At 61.4% G+C, this 19701-nt stretch carries 13 protein-coding genes and 1 tRNA gene; 8 read left to right on the forward strand and 6 right to left on the reverse strand.

The window, feature by feature from the left end:
• The first annotated feature begins 1 nt into the window (after position 1).
• The 4 genes from BN1130_RS04510 to BN1130_RS04525 are packed head-to-tail and all read left to right on the forward strand — an operon-like array spanning position 2 to position 5742.
• Complete coding sequence (locus BN1130_RS04510; protein WP_042040585.1) at positions 2-1528, forward strand: TolC family protein; 1527 nt, start codon at positions 2-4, stop codon at positions 1526-1528.
• A complete protein-coding gene (locus tag BN1130_RS04515; protein ID WP_084218134.1) occupies positions 1512-2306 on the forward strand; it encodes an efflux RND transporter periplasmic adaptor subunit in 795 nt (264 codons plus the stop codon). The genes BN1130_RS04510 and BN1130_RS04515 overlap by 17 nt, the downstream gene beginning before the upstream one ends.
• A complete protein-coding gene (locus tag BN1130_RS04520) occupies positions 2303-3643 on the forward strand; it encodes an efflux RND transporter periplasmic adaptor subunit (protein ID WP_042040587.1) in 1341 nt (446 codons plus the stop codon). Before BN1130_RS04515 ends, BN1130_RS04520 begins: the two co-directional genes overlap by 4 nt.
• Positions 3643-5742, forward strand: a complete 2100-nt coding sequence (locus tag BN1130_RS04525; RefSeq protein ID WP_042040588.1) for a site-2 protease family protein — start codon at positions 3643-3645, stop codon at positions 5740-5742. Before BN1130_RS04520 ends, BN1130_RS04525 begins: the two co-directional genes overlap by 1 nt.
• A gap of 194 nt (positions 5743-5936) precedes the next feature.
• On the opposite strand, the gene glk is transcribed toward BN1130_RS04525, so the two are convergent.
• Complete coding sequence (gene glk / locus BN1130_RS04530) at positions 5937-6905, reverse strand: glucokinase (RefSeq protein ID WP_042040589.1); 969 nt, start codon at positions 6903-6905, stop codon at positions 5937-5939.
• Between the two features lie 350 nt (positions 6906-7255).
• On the opposite strand from glk, the gene BN1130_RS04535 reads away from it, so the two are divergent.
• Both BN1130_RS04535 and pyk read left to right on the forward strand, forming a co-directional pair.
• On the forward strand, positions 7256-8110 hold the full coding sequence (locus BN1130_RS04535; protein WP_198135231.1) for a MurR/RpiR family transcriptional regulator: 855 nt from the start codon (positions 7256-7258) through the stop codon (positions 8108-8110).
• A gap of 149 nt (positions 8111-8259) precedes the next feature.
• Positions 8260-9699 carry a pyruvate kinase gene (gene pyk, locus BN1130_RS04540; RefSeq protein ID WP_042040591.1) on the forward strand — a complete coding sequence of 480 codons (1440 nt, stop codon included), beginning with the start codon at positions 8260-8262 and terminating at the stop codon, positions 9697-9699.
• An 87-nt stretch (positions 9700-9786) separates the two neighbouring features.
• Here the strand turns inward: pyk and BN1130_RS04545 are convergent, their stop codons facing one another.
• The 4 genes from BN1130_RS04545 to psrA form a co-directional block, all read right to left on the reverse strand.
• Positions 9787-10782, reverse strand: a complete 996-nt coding sequence (locus BN1130_RS04545; protein WP_157013923.1) for an efflux RND transporter periplasmic adaptor subunit — start codon at positions 10780-10782, stop codon at positions 9787-9789.
• Positions 10783-10861: 79 nt separating this feature from the next.
• A complete protein-coding gene (locus BN1130_RS04550) occupies positions 10862-13924 on the reverse strand; it encodes an efflux RND transporter permease subunit (RefSeq protein WP_042040594.1) in 3063 nt (1020 codons plus the stop codon).
• A gap of 166 nt (positions 13925-14090) precedes the next feature.
• Positions 14091-16415, reverse strand: a complete 2325-nt coding sequence (locus BN1130_RS04555) for an acyl-CoA dehydrogenase (protein ID WP_042040595.1) — start codon at positions 16413-16415, stop codon at positions 14091-14093.
• 46 nt (positions 16416-16461) lie between these two features.
• A complete protein-coding gene (gene psrA, locus BN1130_RS04560; protein WP_042040596.1) occupies positions 16462-17115 on the reverse strand; it encodes a TetR family transcriptional repressor PsrA in 654 nt (217 codons plus the stop codon).
• Positions 17116-17605: 490 nt separating this feature from the next.
• On the opposite strand from psrA, the gene BN1130_RS04565 reads away from it, so the two are divergent.
• Both BN1130_RS04565 and BN1130_RS04570 read left to right on the forward strand, forming a co-directional pair.
• Positions 17606-18346: a phosphatase gene (locus BN1130_RS04565; RefSeq protein WP_042040597.1), complete on the forward strand. Its 741-nt coding sequence runs from the start codon at positions 17606-17608 to the stop codon at positions 18344-18346.
• A gap of 99 nt (positions 18347-18445) precedes the next feature.
• Positions 18446-18521, forward strand: a tRNA-Thr gene (locus BN1130_RS04570).
• Between the two features lie 505 nt (positions 18522-19026).
• On the opposite strand, the gene BN1130_RS23165 is transcribed toward BN1130_RS04570, so the two are convergent.
• A complete protein-coding gene (locus tag BN1130_RS23165) occupies positions 19027-19152 on the reverse strand; it encodes an SEC-C metal-binding domain-containing protein (protein ID WP_269745766.1) in 126 nt (41 codons plus the stop codon).
• Positions 19153-19701: the final 549 nt, after the last annotated feature.

Here is a 19701-nt window from a genome sequence, read left to right on the forward strand (position 1 = left end):
GATGCCAAGACACGCTCTTCGACCACTTACCCTCGCCTCCACCCTGCTGCTGGGCGCTTGTAGCGCCCTGCCGCCGGAGGTTTATACCCAGCAGGATAAACAAGACAGGATCCGCCTGGACCGAAAACTCATGTATGGCCAGCAAGAACCTGTCACTCATCCCATCACCTTCTACGAGGCGGCGGCCCGGGCGCTCAAATACAACCTGGACTATCGCCTCAAGCTGATGGAAGGCGCGCTGGCCTCGGATCTCCATGACCTCTCCAGCTATGAGATGCTGCCCCGAGTGGTCGCCTCGGCCGGTTACGCCAGCCGCAGCAATGAGTCGGGCGGCACCTCGATCGGCATCGAGGACGGGGAAGAGAGTCTGCGGGCCTCAACCTCTCAGGAGCGCTACCGCGACCTGAGTGGTTTGGGGCTGAGCTGGAGCCTGCTCGATTTTGGCGTGGCCTACTACCGCAGTCAGCAGAAGGGGGATCAGGTGATGATGGCCGAAGAGCGTCGTCGCAAGGTCTCCCAGAACGTGCTGCAGGATGTGCGCAGTGCCTACTGGCGCGCCCTCGGCGCCCAGCGGTTGCTGCCTCAGGTCGACAAGCTGATGACCCGCACCCAGATGGCCCTCGACTCGGCCCGTCAGGCCGAAACTCAGGGGTTGATGCCACGGCAAGAGGCATTGGCTTACCAACGAGCACTGATCGACTCCGTCTCCCTGCTCAACCAGCGTCGTCAGGATCTGGAGTTCGCCCGCGCCGAGCTCTCCGCCCTCATGTCCCTGCCCCCCGGCAGCGAGATGGTGCTGGCCGACGACCCCGAGCCCAGTCTGCCGATCCTGACCCAACGGGTTGATAATCTGGAGCAGATGGCCCTGGAGAACCGCCCCGAAATCATGGAAGAGTGGTATCGCAAGCGCGCCAACCAGCAAGACATCAAGATCGCCAAGGCGGAGCTGTGGCCCAACGTGGGGCTGAACTGGGGTTACAACTACGACTCAAACAAATATCTCTACAACAACCACTGGTCCGAGGCGGGGTTGCAGGTCTCCCTCAACCTGCTCAAGTTCCTGCAACTGCCCGCCATCTGGGGCATGGAAGAGTCGCAGGAAGCCACCGATGATGCACGCCGGGTCGCCCTCTCCATGGCGGTGCTGACCCAGGTCAGGGTCGGGGTGCTGCGCTATAACCTGGCCTCCCAGGAGGTCGCCTTCGCCGACGAGAGCCTGCGGGTCGATGAGAGCCTGCTCAGCTATGCCCAGGCCGCCAGTACCAGCCGTCAGGGTTCCGAACTCGAGGTGATCCGGGCCGAGGGGCGTTACCTGCTGTCGCGCTATCAGCGCGAGGCCGCCTACTCCCAAGCCCAGGCGGCCTGGGGCCGTCTCTACAACTCGGTCGGCCTGGATGTGCAACCGGATGAGATCGCCCAGAACGACATCAAGACCCTGTCTCATGCCATCGAAGTGACCATGAAGCGCCAGGCAAGCCAGGAACTGATTGGTACCAATAGAGGAGTTCCCTATGCCCTTGCACGCTAAGCCCGGGCGCCCATTCGGGCCCTGGCTGTGGTTGGCGCTCATGCTGCCCCTGACGGCCCAGGCCGAGAGTCCCACCCCGGCCACACCACCGCCCCTCAACCTGGGCGCGGCCCAGGATGATCCCAATGCGATCCGCATCCTGCTCGCCGCCGAGCTGGAGGCCACCCTCTCCAGCCAGATGAGCGGCACCCTGGGCGAACTCCAGGGACGGCTCGGCCAAACGGTGAAGAAGGGGGCCACCCTGGCCCGTTTCGACTGCCGGGAGGGAGAGGCGCAGGCCAGGGTCGCCCGCGCCGAATTGCAGATGGCTCGCCAGGATCTCAGTGCAAAAAAGAGCCTGCGCAAGCTTGATGCGGTCGGCGATCTCGAAGTCGCCATCGCCGCCACCGGGGTACAGCGGGCCGAGGGGGCCGATGCCCTGGCCCGTACCCGCAGCAGCTATTGCGACGTCAAGGCACCCTTTGCTGGCCGCATTGCCCAGGTACAGGCCAAGCCCTATCAGACCATGAGCGCCGGCACCCCGCTGTTCGACCTGGTCAGTGATGGCCCGCTCAAGGTAAGGCTCAACGTGCCCTCCCGCTTGCTACCCACCCTCAAGGAGGGCCAATCCCTCGAGGTCAGCGTGCTCGAGACGGGCAAAGCCTACCCGGCCAAGGTGAGCCGGATCAATGCCAGGGTCGATGCCGTGGCCCAGACCGTCGAGCTGGAGGCCAAATTGGAGGCATCCTATCCCGAGCTGGTCGCCGGCATGAGTGGCGTCGCCCGCCTGACCCAATGACGGAACGCCTCCCCTCTCCCCAGCTGCTGCTGGCCCTGACCGCGCTGCGGGACAGGGCCATGGCGGCGACCAGTCTCAACGCCCTCGCCTTCTCCATGGCCAATGACCTCTATCAGTTGTTGCCCTTCCATCAGGCCCTGGTCTTCGCCCACCACGGTCAGGCCCAGGAGCTGCTCTGCGTCTCGGGTTTGGCCCGCCCGAGCGAGGACTCGCCCTACCTTATCTGGCTGGAGCAGGCGAGCCGCTGGATCAATGAGCAGCTGGTCGACAGCGCACCGCGCTGGCTGGCAAGGGAGGCGCTCGACCTGCCCGAATCGCTGGCCGATGGCTGGAGTGAATGGTGGCCGGACGGCGTCTTGTGCATCCCCATCCAGCAGGCAGAGGGGACCAGGCTCGGCCTGGTCTGTCTGCTGCTCGAGGCTGAGCCGCCCGAAGCCCTGCTGACCCTGATGCAGGGGGTCTGGCAGACCTGGGCCTACTGCTGGCATAGCCTGACTCACAAGCCACGCCTGCTGGGTTGGCGCCCGAGTCGACGCCAACTGCTGCTGCTGGCCCTGGTGGCCGGGCTCATGCTGCTCATCCCTGTGAGACAGAGCGCCCTGGCACCGGCCGAGATAGTGTCGCGCCAGAGTCAGGTGATCAGCAGTCCGCTGGCGGGGGTCATTGCCGAGGTGGCGGTGCGTCCCAACCAGGCAGTCAGTGCCGGTACGCCGCTGTTTCGACTCGATGAGACCACCCTTCGCAACCGCGCCGAGGTGCTGACCCAGGAGGTCGCCGTCGCCGACGCCGAGCTGCTTGCCGCCAGCCAGCGCGCCTTCGACAATCCCCAGAGTCGGCGCGAGCTGACCCTGCTCAGCGGCCGCGCCCAGCAGAAACGGGCCGAGCTCAACGGCGTCCAGTTGCAGCTCGGTCGCAGCCAGGTTGTGGCCCCCGCCGCCGGGGTCGCCGTGTTCAGCGATGCCAATGACTGGCTCGGCAAGCCGGTGGTGACCGGGGAGCGCATCATGCAGCTGGCAGATCCCACCCGCCCCGCCATGCGCATCCATCTGCCGGTGGCCGATGCCATCGCCCTTGAGCCCGGCGCCGAGGTGGCGCTCTTCCTCACGGCTTACCCCTTGCAGCCCCTGCGCGGCAAGATACTGGAGACCAGCTATCAGGCGCAGACCAACGCCGAAGGGGTGGTTGCCTATCGCCTGCTGGCCAGCATAGAGGAAGCCCCCGCCCACGCCCGGCTTGGTCTGCACGGCACCGCCAAGCTCTATGGCGAGCGCGTGCTGCTCGGCTACTATCTGCTGCGCCGCCCCCTGGCCGCCCTGCGGGCCTGGAGCGGGCTCTGATGCTGGATCCCGCCGACTTCCCCCTGCCAGCCCTGCGTGACGATCTGCAGCTCTGTCCAACCGGCCGCAACCCGGATGGGGAACCGGCCTGGCTGATCCAGGACAAGGTCGTCAATCGCTTCTACCGTATCGGCTGGTTTGAGTTCGAATGCCTGGTTCGCTGGGCCGGACAGACCCCCCGCCGCTTGCAGCAGGCCATCGCCGCCGAGACGGCCCTGCACCCCGAGGTGGAACAGATATTGGGTTTTTGCCAGTTCCTAGAGCGCCACCAGCTGCTGCGCCCCAGTCCCCAAGCCGTGGAGCGACTGCGCCTGGCGAGCGAGGGCAAAGCCTGGCTCACCGGCCGCTGGTGGCTGCACCACTACCTCTTCTTCCGGGTGCCGCTGCTGCGCCCCCAGGCCCGGCTGCAAGCGCTGGCTAGCCGGCTCAGCTGGCTGTTCCACCCCCTCACCGGCTGGCTGGTAGTGGGCGCCAGTCTGCTTGGCATACTGCTGGTATTGCAGCAGTGGGATCAGTTCAGCCATGCGGTGGTGGAGTCGTTCTCCCTCGATGGACTGCTGAGCTTCGCCCTGGCGCTGGCCCTGGCCAAGACGCTCCATGAGATGGGCCACGCCCTGGTGGCGACGCGCCAGGGGGTCAGGGTTGCCCACATGGGAATAGCCTTCGTGGTGCTCTGGCCCATGCTCTATACCGACACCAGCGAGAGCTGGAAGCTGGCGCACTCCCGTCAGCGACTCGCCATCGCCAGTGCCGGCATACTGACCGAGCTGGCCCTTGCCGGGCTCGCCACCCTGGGCTGGGCCCTGTGCGCAGACGGGGCGCTGCGCAACGGCCTGCTCTATCTCGCCACCACCAGCTGGATACTGTCCCTCGCCCTCAACGCCAGCCCCTTCATGCGCTTCGATGGTTATTTCATCCTCTCGGATCTGCTCAACTTCCCGAACCTGCATGAACGGGCCTCGGCCCTGGCCCGGGTCGCCATGCGCCGCCGTCTGCTCGGCCTGATGGAACCCTGGCCCGAGCCCTTCCCCGCATCCAAACGCCGCCTGCTGATCATGTTCGCCATGGTGACCTGGCTCTATCGACTGGTGCTCTTCCTCGGTATCGCCGTCGCCGTCTATTTACTCTTCTTCAAGCTGCTCGGGATCCTCTTGTTCTGCGTCGAAATCAGCTGGTTCATCCTCCTGCCCGTCTGGCGGGAGCTCAAACATTGGTGGCAGGAGCGGGCCAAGGTCGCCCGGCCTCGTCGGCTCTGGCTCGGCCTTATCCTGATCACCCTGTTCACCCTGCTGGCCCTGCCCTGGCACAGCGAGATCAAGGGCAGCGGCGTGGCCCGTGCCGAGCGGCAGCTGCCGGTATTTACCCCTTTCCCCGCCCAGCTGGACGCCCTGCGACCCACAGGCCCGGTCAAGGCGGGGGAGCCGCTGCTGCAACTGGTGGATCCTGATCTGGCCTGGAAGGTGCAAAGCAATGAGCAGAGCATACAGAGCTACGGCGCTCGCCTGGGCGGCATGGTGGATGATCCCCTGGGGCTCAATGAGCAGACGGCGACGAAAGAGCGGCTGCGGGTGCAATACCGGGAGGCGAGTGCCACCCGCGCCGAAATTGCCCGGCTCAAGTTGCAGGCGCCCTTCGATGGCCTCTGGCTGGATGTGGATCCCCAATGGCAGCCGGGCCAGTGGCTCAACAGCGAGCAGGCGGTCGGCATACTGATCGATCCCGACCACTGGCAGCTCGATGCGTATGTGGCCGCCGACGATGTGGCCCGCCTGCAACTGGGCAGCCCGGTGCGCTTCTACCCGGACGGTGTCCCCACTCCCCTCTTGGGCACCCTGGTCGACATAGCCCCCACCCGGGCTGGCAAGATCAAGTATCCCATGCTCAGCTCCCACTTCGGCGGCCCCATCGCCACCAGCAATCAGGGGCAGGATCTGGTGCCCACTCAGACCCTGTTCCTGGTGCGCGTCCAGCTCAATCAGGCCCCCGCCAGCTTGCGCGAAACCCGGGGCAAGGTGGTGCTGAGCGGCAGCGAGCGCAGCCTGCTCGGCGAGGCGGCGACCCAGCTCGCCTCGGTGTTGCTACGGGAGAGCGGCTTCTAAGCCTCATCCCTTCCATCTGCCGACATAAATCGCAGACATAAAAAAAACCGGCCATAAGGCCGGTAAATACAGTTCAGGCTTTGTCAGGTGACAAACACACTCAGCGGGTGACTCGCTACTCCGCGTCCTGCGGACCTCACGGGTCTTGAATGCGTGGGTTCACTATAAGCCGCCGTGGCTTAATTGGGGCTGAATCAGAGCGCTATCCCCATGGCCTGACGCAGATAGGCCCCCGCCCCGAGCAGACCCGGTCCCTGATGGGTGATGAGGAAGACCGGGATCTCCTTGAGATAGGGCTTGAACCGCCCCTTGTCTTCGAAGGCCACCCGAAAACCCGAGGCGAGGAAGAACGCCTGGAAGCGCGGCACTATGCCGCCAGCAATATAGACGCCGCCGAATGTGCCCATGTTGAGCGCCAGATTGCCCGCGAAACGCCCCATCAAGACGCAGAACAGGCTAAGGGTGCGGCGGCAATCGAGGCAGTCACCCGCCAGCGCCCGCTCTGTGATGTCTTTTGGCGCCAACTCGGCAGGCTCGCGACCATCGGACTTGACCAGGCCGCGGTAGAGATTCACCAGCCCGGGACCTGAGAGGAAGCGCTCGGCCGAGACATGACCCAGCTCGGCGCGCATCACCTGCAACACCGCATCCTCTTCTTCCGTGTTGGCGGCAAAGTCCGTGTGCCCCCCCTCTCCCGGCAGGCTCAACCACTGTCCCGCCGCCTGCACAAGATGCGCGACCCCAAGGCCGGTGCCCGCACCATAGATGGCCACCGGCTTGCCAGCCTGAGCCTGGCCGCCACCGAGCTGGATCCTGTCATCTTCGCCAAGCACAGGCACGGCCATGGAGACGGCGGTGAAGTCATTGATCACCAGCAGACGAGCCAGTCCCAGGTCGGCCTGCATCTGGGCGATGGAGAACTCCCAACTGTGGTTGGTCATCGCCACCCAGTCGCCATTGACCGGGCAGGCGATGGCGATGCACGCCTCGCTCACCGGCACCTGATGTTCGGCGAGATAGAGGCGGATCACCGCCTCGAGGGAGGGGTGCTCCAATCCGGAATAGGTCTTGGGCAAGGTGATGGTGCCCGAGCTCAATTCACACAAGGCAAGCCTGGCGTTGGTGCCGCCCACATCGCCAACCAGGGCATGGGTATGCTGCATAATCACTCCTTCGTTCCTTCGTTAAGGGCCCGGCAGTGCTGACACCCGAGCTTATTATTTGGCTGGGATTCTACCCGAGGCGCTCCTTTGCGAGGGGAGTTGGACACCACAAACGTGCGCGGGCTCACAGTGTTGTTGCTTTGCAACATTTGTAAGCGGTTTCAAAGGGGTTCTGGAAATTTGTAACCAAAATAACGAAATAATTAGACATGAGTCATACTTTACAGGGCCGAGATTAGTGCCGATAAGCGCTTGTCTTGTATAGTCCTTGGTGTAATTGGAAACCTTTTTAGCCCTCTATTTAGTGCAAAGACACTGAAGCTAAATTACAAGAAAGCCTGGTGGTAATGATGAATACCCTCGATAAGATTACGAACAATCTGGAAAGTTTCAGTAAGTCGGAGCGCAAAGTCGCCGAGGTGATCCTCGCCTCTCCCCAGACGGCCATTCACTCCAGCATCGCCGCCCTCGCCAAGCTGGCCGATGTCAGCGAGCCCACGGTCAACCGCTTCTGTCGTCGTCTCGATACCAAGGGTTTCCCGGACTTCAAGCTGCACCTGGCCCAGAGCCTGGCCAATGGCACCCCCTATGTGAATCGCCACGTGGAGGCCGAAGATGGCCCCGAGATTTACACCGCCAAGATCTTCGAGTCCACCATGGCCTGTCTGGATGCGGCCAAGAACAGCCTGGATATCTCCGCCATCAATCGCTGCGTCGATATCCTGACCCAATCCAAGAAGATCAGTTTCTTCGGCCTGGGGGCCTCCTCCGCCGTGGCCCGGGATGCCCAGAACAAGTTTTTCCGCTTCAATATCCCGGTGGTGAGCTTCGATGACATCGTCATGATGCGCATGAGCTGCATCAACAGCAGCGAAGGGGATGTGGTGGTGCTCATCTCCCACACCGGTCGCACCAAGGCCCTGGTCGAGATCGCCGCCCTGGCCCGCGAGAATGACGCCACCGTCATCGGCATGACCGCCAAGGACTCTCCCCTGGCCCGGGAGTGCAACCTGGTGCTCTCCATGGATGTGCCGGAAGACACCGACGTCTACATGCCCATGGCATCGCGCATTGCCCAGCTCGCCCTGGTGGACGTGCTGGCCACCGGTTTTACCCTGCGCCGTGGCATGAAATTTCGCGAAAACCTGAAGAAGGTCAAAGAAGGTCTTCGCGAATCCCGCTTTGATACACCGCACTCTGCCTGAGTCGATGGGGGCCCTGCGCCCCCACTAGGTGTACCCGCCGCCATTCTGTAGTATTGTCATTTAGCAACAATATCCCCTCAGATGGCGTTTGGGCCTCTGCCCGCCGGGACAGTATTTCAAGTCATATCAACTTCAAACTGGAGTCTTTCATGCCAAGACGTACAAAGATTGTGACCACACTCGGTCCTGCTACCGACCGCGAAGGCATCCTCGAGGGGATCATCCGCGCCGGTGCCGACATGGTGCGAATGAATTTCTCTCACGGCAGTGCAGAAGACCATATCCAGCGGGCCGAACAGGTACGCGCCATCGCCGCCAAGCTGGGCCGCCATGTCGCCATCATGGGGGATCTGCAGGGGCCCAAGATCCGTGTCTCCACCTTTAAAGATGGCAAGATCTACCTGGCCATCGGCGACAGCTTCATCCTGGATGCCGCCCTCGGCAAGGGTGATGGTTGCCAGGAGCAGGTTGGTATCGACTACAAGAGCCTGCCCGATGACGTGGTGGCAGGCGATGTATTGCTGCTCGACGATGGTCGGGTACAGCTCAAGGTTGAGCGCGTGGCAGGCAGCCGCATCCACACCACGGTCACCGTGGCCGGCCCGCTCTCCAACAACAAGGGCATCAACAAACAGGGGGGTGGCCTCTCTGCCCCGGCCCTGACCGACAAAGACAAGGAAGACATCAAGACCGCCGCCCGCATGAACGTGGACTACCTGGCCGTCTCCTTCCCCCGCTGCGGCGATGACCTGCGCTATGCCCGCGAACTGGCCCGTGAGGCCGGCTCCAACGCCAAGATAGTCGCCAAGGTCGAGCGCGCCGAAACCGTCGCCACCGATGAGGCGATGGAAGACATCATCCTCGGCTCCGACGCCGTCATGGTGGCGCGGGGCGATCTCGGGGTCGAGATTGGCGATCCCGAGCTGGTCGGAGTACAGAAGAAGCTGATCCGTCACTCCCGTCGCCTCAATCGCATCGTCATCACCGCCACCCAGATGATGGAATCCATGATCAACGCCCCGCTGCCGACCCGCGCCGAGGTGATGGACGTGGCCAACGCCGTGCTCGATGGCACAGATGCCGTCATGCTCTCCGCCGAGACCGCCGCCGGCCAGTTCCCCATCGAGACGGTCACCTCCATGGCCAGCGTCTGCGTGGGCGCCGAGAAGCATCCCAGCATCAATGTCTCCAACCATCGCATGAACTACACCTTCACCTCGGTGGAAGAGGCGGTGGCCATGTCGACCATGTATGCCGCCAACCACCTGGAAGGGGTGCAGGCCATCGTCGCGCTGACCGAGTCGGGCACCACACCGCTGTTGATGTCGCGCATCAGCTCCGGCCTGCCAATCTTCGCCATGTCTCCCCACGCCAAGACCCTCTCCTGGACCAATCTCTACCGCGGCGTCACCCCGGTACTGTTCGATGCCGATGAGAGCCGCCCCGTCTACGAGGTGTGCCGCGAGGCCCTGGAAGTGCTCAAGGCCAAGGGACTGCTCAAGAGCGGCGACATGGTGTTGCTGACCCATGGCGACAAGATGGAAACCGTGGGCAGTACCAACACCTGCAAGGTGATGATGGTCGAATAATTGCCGCCATCATGATGAAAAACGGCTCCCGCGGGAGCCGTTTTTGTGGCTGCCAGCCAGCAAACCGAGACCTCAAAAGAGAGCACCTCAACTGCCGCGATAGAGTTCGACCTTGTCGCCATCGCTCAGGGTCCCGGCACCGCGCACCACGACCCTGTCCCCCTGTTTAAGATCGCCACTGATGGCGACCTGGTGCTCGTCGCCAAACAAGATGGTGACCGGCACCCGACTCACCGTCAGGGCACCCCCCTCCCCCAAGACCCGATAGACCACGCTGCCCTGGGTATTGAGCACCAGGGCATCCCGGGGCAGCAACATGGTCTGCTGCTCCCCCATGGGCAGCGCGACCCGTACCGGCGCCCCTATGATGTAGTGGCCCTGACTCGGCTTGAGCCGCAGCTCGATGAGCCGGGAGCTGGGATCGGCGCTCGCCGCCCGCTGGTAATAGGTCGCCTCGCCCCGCAGCGCCCCTCCCTCGACCTTGAGCGTCGTCTGGGGGGCCAGACGCAGGGCCCAGTCGATGGGGGCCTGCAACCGGATATCCGGGGCATCCGGGTTGACCAGCTCCAGCGCCCTCTCCCCCGCATCCACGTGCTCACCTGGCTGAATGAAGTGACTGTTGACCACCCCGGCAAAGGGGGCATAAATATGGCTGCGGCGGATCTGCTCCTCTATCTGGCGCGCCGCTATGCTCGCCAGCTGCAACGCCAAATTGGCCTGTTCCACCTCGAGTCGCGCCTTGTCGAACTGGCTGAGGGAGGCATTGTTCTGCTTGCGCAGCTTGTCTTGGCGCTCGAACTCCGCCTTGGCAAAACGCAGGCTGCTGGCCCACTTGGCCTGCTCGGCGCGGGCCTGCTCGAGGGAGAGACGCAGCGCCGCGGCGTCGAGGCGCAGCAACTCCTGCCCCGCCTCAACCCGGCTGCCAAAGTCGGCTATCCACTCGACCCGACCACTGAACTCGGCGCTGAGTTCCGCCTGCTGACGGCTCGCGACAGTGCCGCTGACCCAAAGACTGGCTCCGGCCTCCCCTTGTGTCACCTCGGCCAGGGTGACCGACTTTGCCCAGAGTGGCAGGCTGGCCATCAGGACCAGCCCGGCAATGATCTTGTTCACATTCCTCTCCTTATCCATGGATCCGAGTCTCATCATGTCCAACCTCGCATCAGGCCCGCTGACGCAGCGCAACCCTGACCGGCGTCTGCTCTCCCAGTCGCAGGAAGGCAGGCAGCAATATCAACGTAAACAAGGTACTGCAACTCATGCCGCCGACGATGACGGTGGCCAGCCCCCGATAAATTTCACTGCCCGCACTCGGGCTCAGCATCAGGGGCAACATGCCGAAGATGCTGGTCAGGCTGGTCATGGCGATAGGGCGCATCCGGCTCTGCAGCGCATCCGCCACCGCCGCACCGCGATCCAATCCCTCACGCTCGGCCGTGCGGGTCTGGTGCACCAGCAAGATGGCATTGTTGACCACCAGCCCCAGCAGGATGACGAAGCCGATGAGGGTGAGCAGATCCATCGGCAACGGTACCACCAGCCCGCTCAGCTTGAGGGCCACCACGCCACCAACGGTGGCGAGCGGCAGGGTCAGCAGCACCAGCAAAGCATCCCTGACCGAGGCAAACAGCCCCCAGAGCAGCACCAGCAGTATCACCAGCGCAAACAGAAAGATGCTGCCCAGGTTGCCGAGGGCCTGTTGCAGGCTGTCGGCATTGCCCACTATCCGCAACTCGCCCCCGGCCGGCAGCTCGGGCCGGATACGGGCGAAGCTCTTGCCCTTGAGGGTATCGAGCACCTGCTCCATGCTCATCCCCTCCGGTGGGGTGATATGCAGGCTCAGGCTACGACGACCGTCGGCACGAAAGATGCCGGAGGGACCCATGTCATGGTCAACCTTCAGCAGCTCCCCCAGGGGGACTATGCCCCCCCTGGGGGTGGCCAGGGGCACCGCTTTCAGATCGTCCGGATTGCCCGAGGTCTGCCCCATCAGCAGGATGTCGAAACGCTCATCCCCATCAAAATACTCGCCGACCCGCAGGCCATCTCCGAAGGTCTGGATGATGGTCGGCATGGGGCCGCGATCCCAACCCACCTCGGCGAGGCGCCGGTCTTGCGGCACCAGCCGCAGCTCGGGGGCCGTGAAATCCAGGGAGGGCTCGGGTCGCACCTGGGCGCCCGGCAAGTCTTGTTTGACTATCTCCATGGCCGTGCGCGCCGCCCGATAGAGTGCAGGCAGGGATCCGCCCTGGAGCAACAGCTCGACCCCGTTCTCGCTGTCGAAGCCGCCAAACAGCGAGCCCTGGCCACCGAAGGCCCGGGTATCGGGAATGCCCTGCAGCAGATCCTTCATCAGCAGGGTTTCCAGCTCCTTGATGCGATCATCGTCCCTGGCCCGCACCCCAATCTGGGCCCCACCCGGGTAGCGCATGATGTAGTAGTTCTTGAGCGCCGGTTCCTTGACTCCTCTCATGTAAGGGTCGAGACGGGCGATCAGGGTATCGATCACCTCCTCGCGCTGGGCCTTGAGATTGACGCCGGGGGTAAAACTCATCCAGACATCGATGGCGTCACGCTTCACATCCGGCAGGTAGTTCATCTTGGGCAGCAGGGCCCAGGTCGCCAGCACAGGCAGGCTCATCATGGTAAGGATGATGACCCAGCGCCGCGTCGGGGTGCGCGTCCAGTGGATGATGCGCATCGTGGCCCTGTGCCAATGGCCTGCATAGGGATCTGTCAATCGGTCTTGCCCCATCCAACGCGAGGCCACGGCCGGCAGCACGGAGACCGCCACCAGCATGGAGACGGTCACGGCGCAGGCAATGGTCAGCGCCAGATCCGCAAACAGCTGGCCTTCGACATCATTGAGCAGCAAGACCGGCAGGAAGATGGCGACTGTGGTCAGGGTCGAGGCCACCAGCGCCGCCCACACCTGGCGGGTGCCCGCCAGCGCTGCTCCCGCCTTGTCGATGTCCCCCCGCTCATGGCGCCGGTAGATACTCTCCAGCACCACAATGGCGGCATCGAGCACCATGCCCACCGCGAAGGCTATCCCGGCCAGAGAGATGACGTTGAGGGTCCTGTCCATCAGCTTGAGCAGGCAGAGGGTCAACATGATGCTGATGGGAATGGCGAGGGCTATCATCAGGGTCGCCTTGAGCTGGCGCAGAAAGACCCAGAGGATGGCGCAGGAGAGCAGTACCCCCAGCCCCAGGTTGGCGGTGACCATGTGGATGGCGCGATTGATATAGAGGGAGGCATCGAATGATTGCTCCATGTGCAGCCCGGCGGGTTCGAGCACCTCGCGGTTGAGATCCGCCACCCTGGCCTTGATCGCCTCAAGGGCCGCCAGGGCATTGGCACCATTCTCCTTGAAGATCTGGGCTGAAATAGCCTGGTTGCCGTTCTGGATCCGCAGCACGGGGGACGCCTCCCGGGTCAGCCGCACCTCGGCCACATCACGCAGGTAAATGGGCAGGCCATCGCGCCAGTCCACCACCTTGTCCCCCAGGGTCTCGACATCGTAGCGACCCGCGAAGCGCAGCTTGTATTCCCAGCGTCCTATGTCCAGGGTACCGGCGGAGACGTCCCAGCCGGTCGCTGCCCGGCTCGCCAGCACGGGGATCTCCACCCCCAGCTCGGCGGCGCGATAGGGGTCGAAGCGGATCTGGAGCTGGCGGGCATTGATGCCGTCTATCTCCACGGTAGAGACCCCGGGGATACGCTCCAGCTCGGGCTTGACCCTGGATTCGATCAGCGGCTGCTGATCATCGATGGTTCCCTTGGCCCCCGGCAGTTGCTGAATGAAGAAGAAGGTGAGGGTGTCGTTGCTGCTGTAGTTGTTGAGATAGGGGCCATCTATGTTGTCCGGCAGACCGGAGACCCGGTTCAGGCGGGAGATGATCTCCAGCTGAACCCGCTGCATGTCGGTGCCGATGGCAAACTCCAGATCCATCTCGACGAAACCGGGGTAACTGTTGCTGGTCAGGCTCTTGAGGCCCTGCACCCCTTGCAGCTCCTGCTCGATGGGATCGGTTATCTCGGACTCCATCTCCTGGGGCGAGGCCGAGCGCCAGGAGACAGAGATGTTGAGATGGGGCCTGTCTATGTCGGGAAATAGCTGTACCGGCAGGCTGCGAATACTGAGCAGTCCTGCCAAAAAGATGAGCACGACCGAGACCGCCACCCAAATGGGGCGTTCGATCGCCGTCTTGGCGAGATTCATTTCATCTTCCCTGATTTTGTTGTTATCGACCCGCTCCGCGGGCCTGCTTCCTGCCCCAAGGGTTAGGGGGCAAATCATTAAACTGGAAATCCAATTAATTGTAAATGCTCGAAATACCAACAAAAAAACCGGCCATCAAGGCCGGTTGAAACAGTAGGAAAAGATCTTATGCCGCGTCGTCGACCCGGGCTGCCTGCCCCATGGACTCGAGTTCACCGGGGGCAAAGTTGTCAACCTGGATGGCCTCGTAACGCAGGGCATCGGCGGCCAGCAACTGGTCGGCCTCAGCCTGGGTCAGAATGGACTGGGCCAGGGCCGAACTCACCAGATCGGCGATCGCCAGCTTGCGAGGCAGACGCTTCTCTTTCTGAGCCTGGGCGATCTTCTTCTCCAGGGGTTGTACCGCTACCATGGCCAGGAAGGCACGCTCCATCTGACCGACGGCATCCTGCTCATCCTTGCCTACGTAGCACAAGGCGGTGAGGCGATCCCGGAACTCGCCCGGCTTCATCATGGCCTGGCAGATTGAGTGGCAACGGTCATCGGCGGGCATCTGATAATGAATGCCGAACGGGAAGACCACCCGCTTGAGCAGGGCGCCGACGACCTTGTTCGGGAAGTTCTGGAAGAAGCCATCAAATGCCTTGCCGATAAGGTGCAAGTTACGCTCCAGGGCATACTGGACGAAGGGCAGATCCGATACCATGCGCCCCTGATCCTCATAATGCTTGAGGGTCGAGGAGGCCAGGTAGAGGTGGCTCAACACATCCCCCAGGCGGGCCGAGATCATCTCCTTGCGCTTGAGATCGCCACCCAGCATCAACATGGAGATGTCGGCACAGAGGGCCAGCCCCTTGCTCATGCGCGACAGCTGCTGATAATAGCGCGCCGTCTCGCCACCCACGGGAGCACTGTTGAAGCGACCTAGGGTCAACCCCTGACCGAGGGCACCGAAGAAGTTGCCCGCCCCGAAGGCCAGATGCTTCATCAGCAGGCCATCGAATTTCTCGAGACCACGTTCGCTATCTGGATCCGCCGCCGCTTCCATCTCGCCGAAGACATAGGGGTGGCAGCGCGTGGCGCCCTGACCGAAGATCATCAGGTTGCGGGTCAGTATGTTGGCCCCCTCCACCGTGATGGCGACCGGTATGCCCATGTAGGCGTAACCCGTGTAGTTCTTCGGACCGAGCTGGATGGCACGGCCGGCATGGATGTCCATGGAGTCATCCATGATCTGGCGCGCCATCTCCGTCATGTGGTACTTGGAAATGGCGGTGACGATGGCCGGAGCCTGCCCCAGATCCAGTGAACCGGCGGTCATGCGACGGGCCCCTTCCAGTTGATAGGTCAGGCCGCCGATGCGCGCCATGGCCTCTTGTACCCCTTCGAACTTGCCGATGGACATGCCGAACTGCTTGCGCACATAGGCGTAGGCACTGACGGTGCGGCTCGCCATGTGACCGCAGGCGGTGCCCAGGGCTGGCAAGGAGATGCCACGCCCGGCGGAGAGACACTCGACCAGCATGCGCCAGCCGCGGCCCGCGTAATCCTGCCCGCCGATGATCCAGTCAATGGGGATGAACACATCTTTGCCGAAGGTGGGGCCATTGAGGAACGCCAGCCCCATGGGGTAGTGGCGATCGCCGACTCGCACCCCGGGATGACTGGTCGGGATCAGGGCGCAGGTGATGCCCAGCTCTTCTTTGTCACCCAGCAGTTTTTCCGGATCGTAGAGCTTGAACGCCAGCCCCAGCACGGTGGCGCGCGGTGCCAGTGTGATGTAACGCTTGTTCCAGTTGAGGCGAATACCGAGCACTTCCTCACCCTTGTAGAGCCCCTTGCAGATGATCCCCTTGTCCGGGATGGCACCGGCATCGGAGCCGGCTTCCGGTCCGGTCAGGGCGAAGCAGGGCACGTCTTTGCCATTGGCCAGACTCGGCAGCCAGAAGTCCTTCTGGGCCTGGGTGCCGTAGTGCATCAACAGCTCGCCCGGCCCCAGGGAGTTGGGCACCATGACGGTGACCGCCACGCTCAAGCTCTTGGTGGCGATACGGGTGACTATGGTGGAGTTGGCAATGGCCGAAAACTCGCGACCGCCGTAGGATCTTGGGATGATGAGCGCGAAGAACCCCTCCTTCTTCAGATAATCCCAGACCGCCTCGGGCAGATCCTTGGTTTCGTTGACTATCTTGAAGTCGTCAATCATGGCGAGCAGGGTCTCGACCTGATTGTCGATGAAGCTCTGCTCATCGGCATTCAGGGTCGGCTTGCCGTAGCCATGCAGTTTCTTCCAGTCCGGGTTGCCACGAAACAACTCGCCATCCCACCAGACGGAGCCCGCTTCCATGGCCTCGCGTTCGGTGGCCGACAGCGGCGGTAATATCTTCTTGAAGATGCCAAAGACCGGACGGGTCACCAGCTTCTTACGGATAGCCGGGACGCCGAGCACTACCGCAACGGCCACCAGCAGCAGGACAAGCAATGTGATCATGGTTCAGTTCCCTCTCTTTCACAGTTCCGTTAACTTATTGTTTTGATTAGACAGCCAGGGATAACCTGGTCGACTCCACGGGCGCACCGACACCGGCAGCCAGGTAAGGAATAACGTTGCGCACCAGCGCTTCCACATCGAGGCGCTGACCAAAATCGGCCTGAGCTATGTCGCGCAGGGCATCGGCAGAGGCCATGGTGAAGACCACGGTGCCCAGGGTGAAGTGCAGTCGCCAGAACAAGTCTGCCGGGGTCAGCTCGGGATTGGCCTTTGAAATCGCCAGGGTGATCCTTTGCAGCACGTCGCCATAGTGAGTGGTAATGAAGCGGCGAAGGTGACCCTGGCTATCGATATAGCCACGGCCCAGCAACTGCATGAAAATCGCCGGCCCCTGAGGACGTATCGCAACCAGCTTCATCAAGGGACTGACGAAGCTCTCAAACACCGGCAGCAGGGTGAGCTCATCCTGCTCCATCAAGGCTCTCAGCCTGGCATCCAGCTCTGGCATAAACAGGGAGAGATAGCGGTCCAGCACCGCCTGGATCAGTTCCTTCTTGGAGCCGAAGTGATAGTTCACCGAGGCCAGATTGACGTCGGCCTCACTGGTGATCAGACGCAAAGAGGTATCAGCGAATCCCCGCTCGGCAAACAACACCTCGGCAGCATCGAGAATACGGTTCTTGGTATCAATCTTGCTCACAGCACACCTCACTTAAACGAATGTTTAAAAAGTACGTTTCACGGCCTGAGGTGTCAAGAGAATGTGAATGGAGGTTAGGGAAATGTTTTATTAAAAAACTTTGAACTTTGACCAAAGAACGCACTCTATATCTATGCCACTGCAATTAAACATTAAGTCTCGCCCAACCAGCCCCGTGCTGATTGGGCATTTTTTTATGGTGCAGCCCATGGGTCAGTGGCAACGACTGGCTTGAAAGGGAAAAGAAAGATAAAAAAACCGCCGCAGAGCGACGGTGGGGAAAGGGAGGTTGCGTCGTCCTGACCCAACCCATCGATGGAAGTTCAGGCTGCACATCGATGGTCACATGCTACCCAATAGTCTTGGGCAAACTTTGTCAGAGTGACGAGCATTTGTGACAAAGTATGACAGGCCCTCATCGTGGCCCCATACCGCTCTTTTTGCTATGCTGGCGCTCCACCACCCGGCTCTGAACATCGAGGGGAACGCCATGAAGTACACAGTCGACACCCATACCCACACGGTCGCCAGCACCCACGCCTACAGCACCATTCACGATTACCTGCCCATTGCCAAGGCCAAGGGGATCAAGCTGTTCGCCACCACGGATCATGGCCCGGATATGGCCGATGCCCCTCACTTCTGGCACTTCGTGAACCTGCATGTATTACCACGGGTCGTAGACGGAGTCGGCATACTGAGAGGCATAGAGGCCAACATCAAGAATCTGGACGGAGAGATAGATTTCCCCGAGCGCTACGAATCCCGACTCGACATGATCATGGCCGGCTTCCATGAGCCCGTGTTTCCCCCGTGCGATCGGGCGACCCATACCCAGGCGATGATCAATGCCATCAAGAGCGGTCGGGTCGACATGATAAGTCACCCGGGCAACCCCGCTTTCCCCATCGACATCCAGGCCGTGGTAAAGGCCGCCGCCGAATACAGGGTCGCGCTGGAGGTCAACAACTCCTCCTTTAGCCACTCCCGGGCTGGCAGTGAAGATAACTGTCGCGCCATCGTAGAAGCCGCGCGGGATCTGGGAGCCTATCTCACCTTCGGCTCCGACTCCCATGTCGCCTTCAGCGTCGGCGACTTTGAGCATTGCCAGCGCCTGGTGACCGAAACGGGCTTCCCCGAGGAGCGGATCCTGGCGCGCTCCCCTCGTGCCCTGCTCAGTTTCCTCGAGAGCCGTGGCCGGGCCCACATACCGGAATTTGCCGATCTCTGAACAAGCAGTCAGTCACCATCGGCTAACACCATGAGCAGGCTTGAAAAACGGACATTCCTCGATTGACTTGCCAATCCGTTTTTCGGAATCTAGGGTCAAGCCGGTATAGCTCAGCTGGTAGAGCAGCGCATTCGTAATGCGAAGGTCGTAGGTTCGACTCCTATTACCGGCACCAATAAAAACAGTAACTTATGATTTCATCATGCCAGACAAATTATAGATCTTCGTCCTGGGTACCACATGGGGTACCACATTTGGCACGAGGTAGGCACCAACCTTACTTCCGAAGGTACTTCCTAACGGCGAGTGCAACACTATCTCAATGTATTCTCTTAGTCGGGTAAAGCTGTGTTCATGAAGGAAAGTGTTACAGCACCAAAACGACCCATATGACACCAAGTCACTTTTGGCGGCTAAGACATCAAGGGTGATAAAACATGTTGTTCTCTACGGCACGAACTAAGCCACAACAACTAAATATTTGAAAATAAAGGCATTTTAATTTTTATGAAAGTGCCTTTTTCGTTTTGAACCCACACCTACCAGACTAGGCATCATTGTTGATGACTCAACTCGTGCTAGCCTGATAAACAGCCTTGGCCCCATAACTGTACCTATCCTCCTCATGTCGTCTAATGCAAGAGAGGGCCGCTGGCCCTCTCTTGCTATCTGCTTATTAATTAATACAAACAGCACTGTTTGTACTTCTTCCCGCTGCCACAGGGGCAAGGTTCATTACGGCCCACCTTGATCGAGGCTACTACGGGCTGCGGGCGTACCCACTTGGATGGGGATCGCTGGACCATCCGCGAGACCAAAAGCGGGCGGCCACACCTAGTGGCCTTGTCACCGCTGCTCAGGACATAATCAGAGAGCAGAGGATGCTCTCATCGCCCAGCCGTCCCTATGTATTAATGAGTCGACCACAAAACTGGCCATGCCATCACGGGTGATGCAGTGACGCGCACCCTTGACCGGTTGCAAAAGCGCAAGCTAGCTGAGTTGGAGCCTTTCAGCATTCACGACCTTAGGCGCAGTGTTGCAGACTGTTGTGGTATTGAGCTTGGCGCAGGGCCGTTGGAAATCGAACATATGCTAAATCACCAGATCAGCGACAAGCTGCGGCGAACCTATCAGGCCGGATCGCTACGCAATCCAGATAAACTTCGGATGCTATTTCTGCGCTGGGGTTAATTAGTTCAACCGCACATTGCTAAGCCTGATATTGAACAGCCCACGGCTTTGGCCAGTAATGTCATCAAAGGGAACTTTGGTAGAGGTTAAGCTCTTAGAGGGGATGGAACAAAATGGGTGATGTTGGCTTAACGGTGTAACCTTTCGCTGTCAGTTTATCC

The organism is Aeromonas rivuli (assembly GCF_000820045.1).
In the GTDB taxonomy this organism is placed as follows: Bacteria; Pseudomonadota; Gammaproteobacteria; order Enterobacterales; family Aeromonadaceae; genus Aeromonas; species Aeromonas rivuli.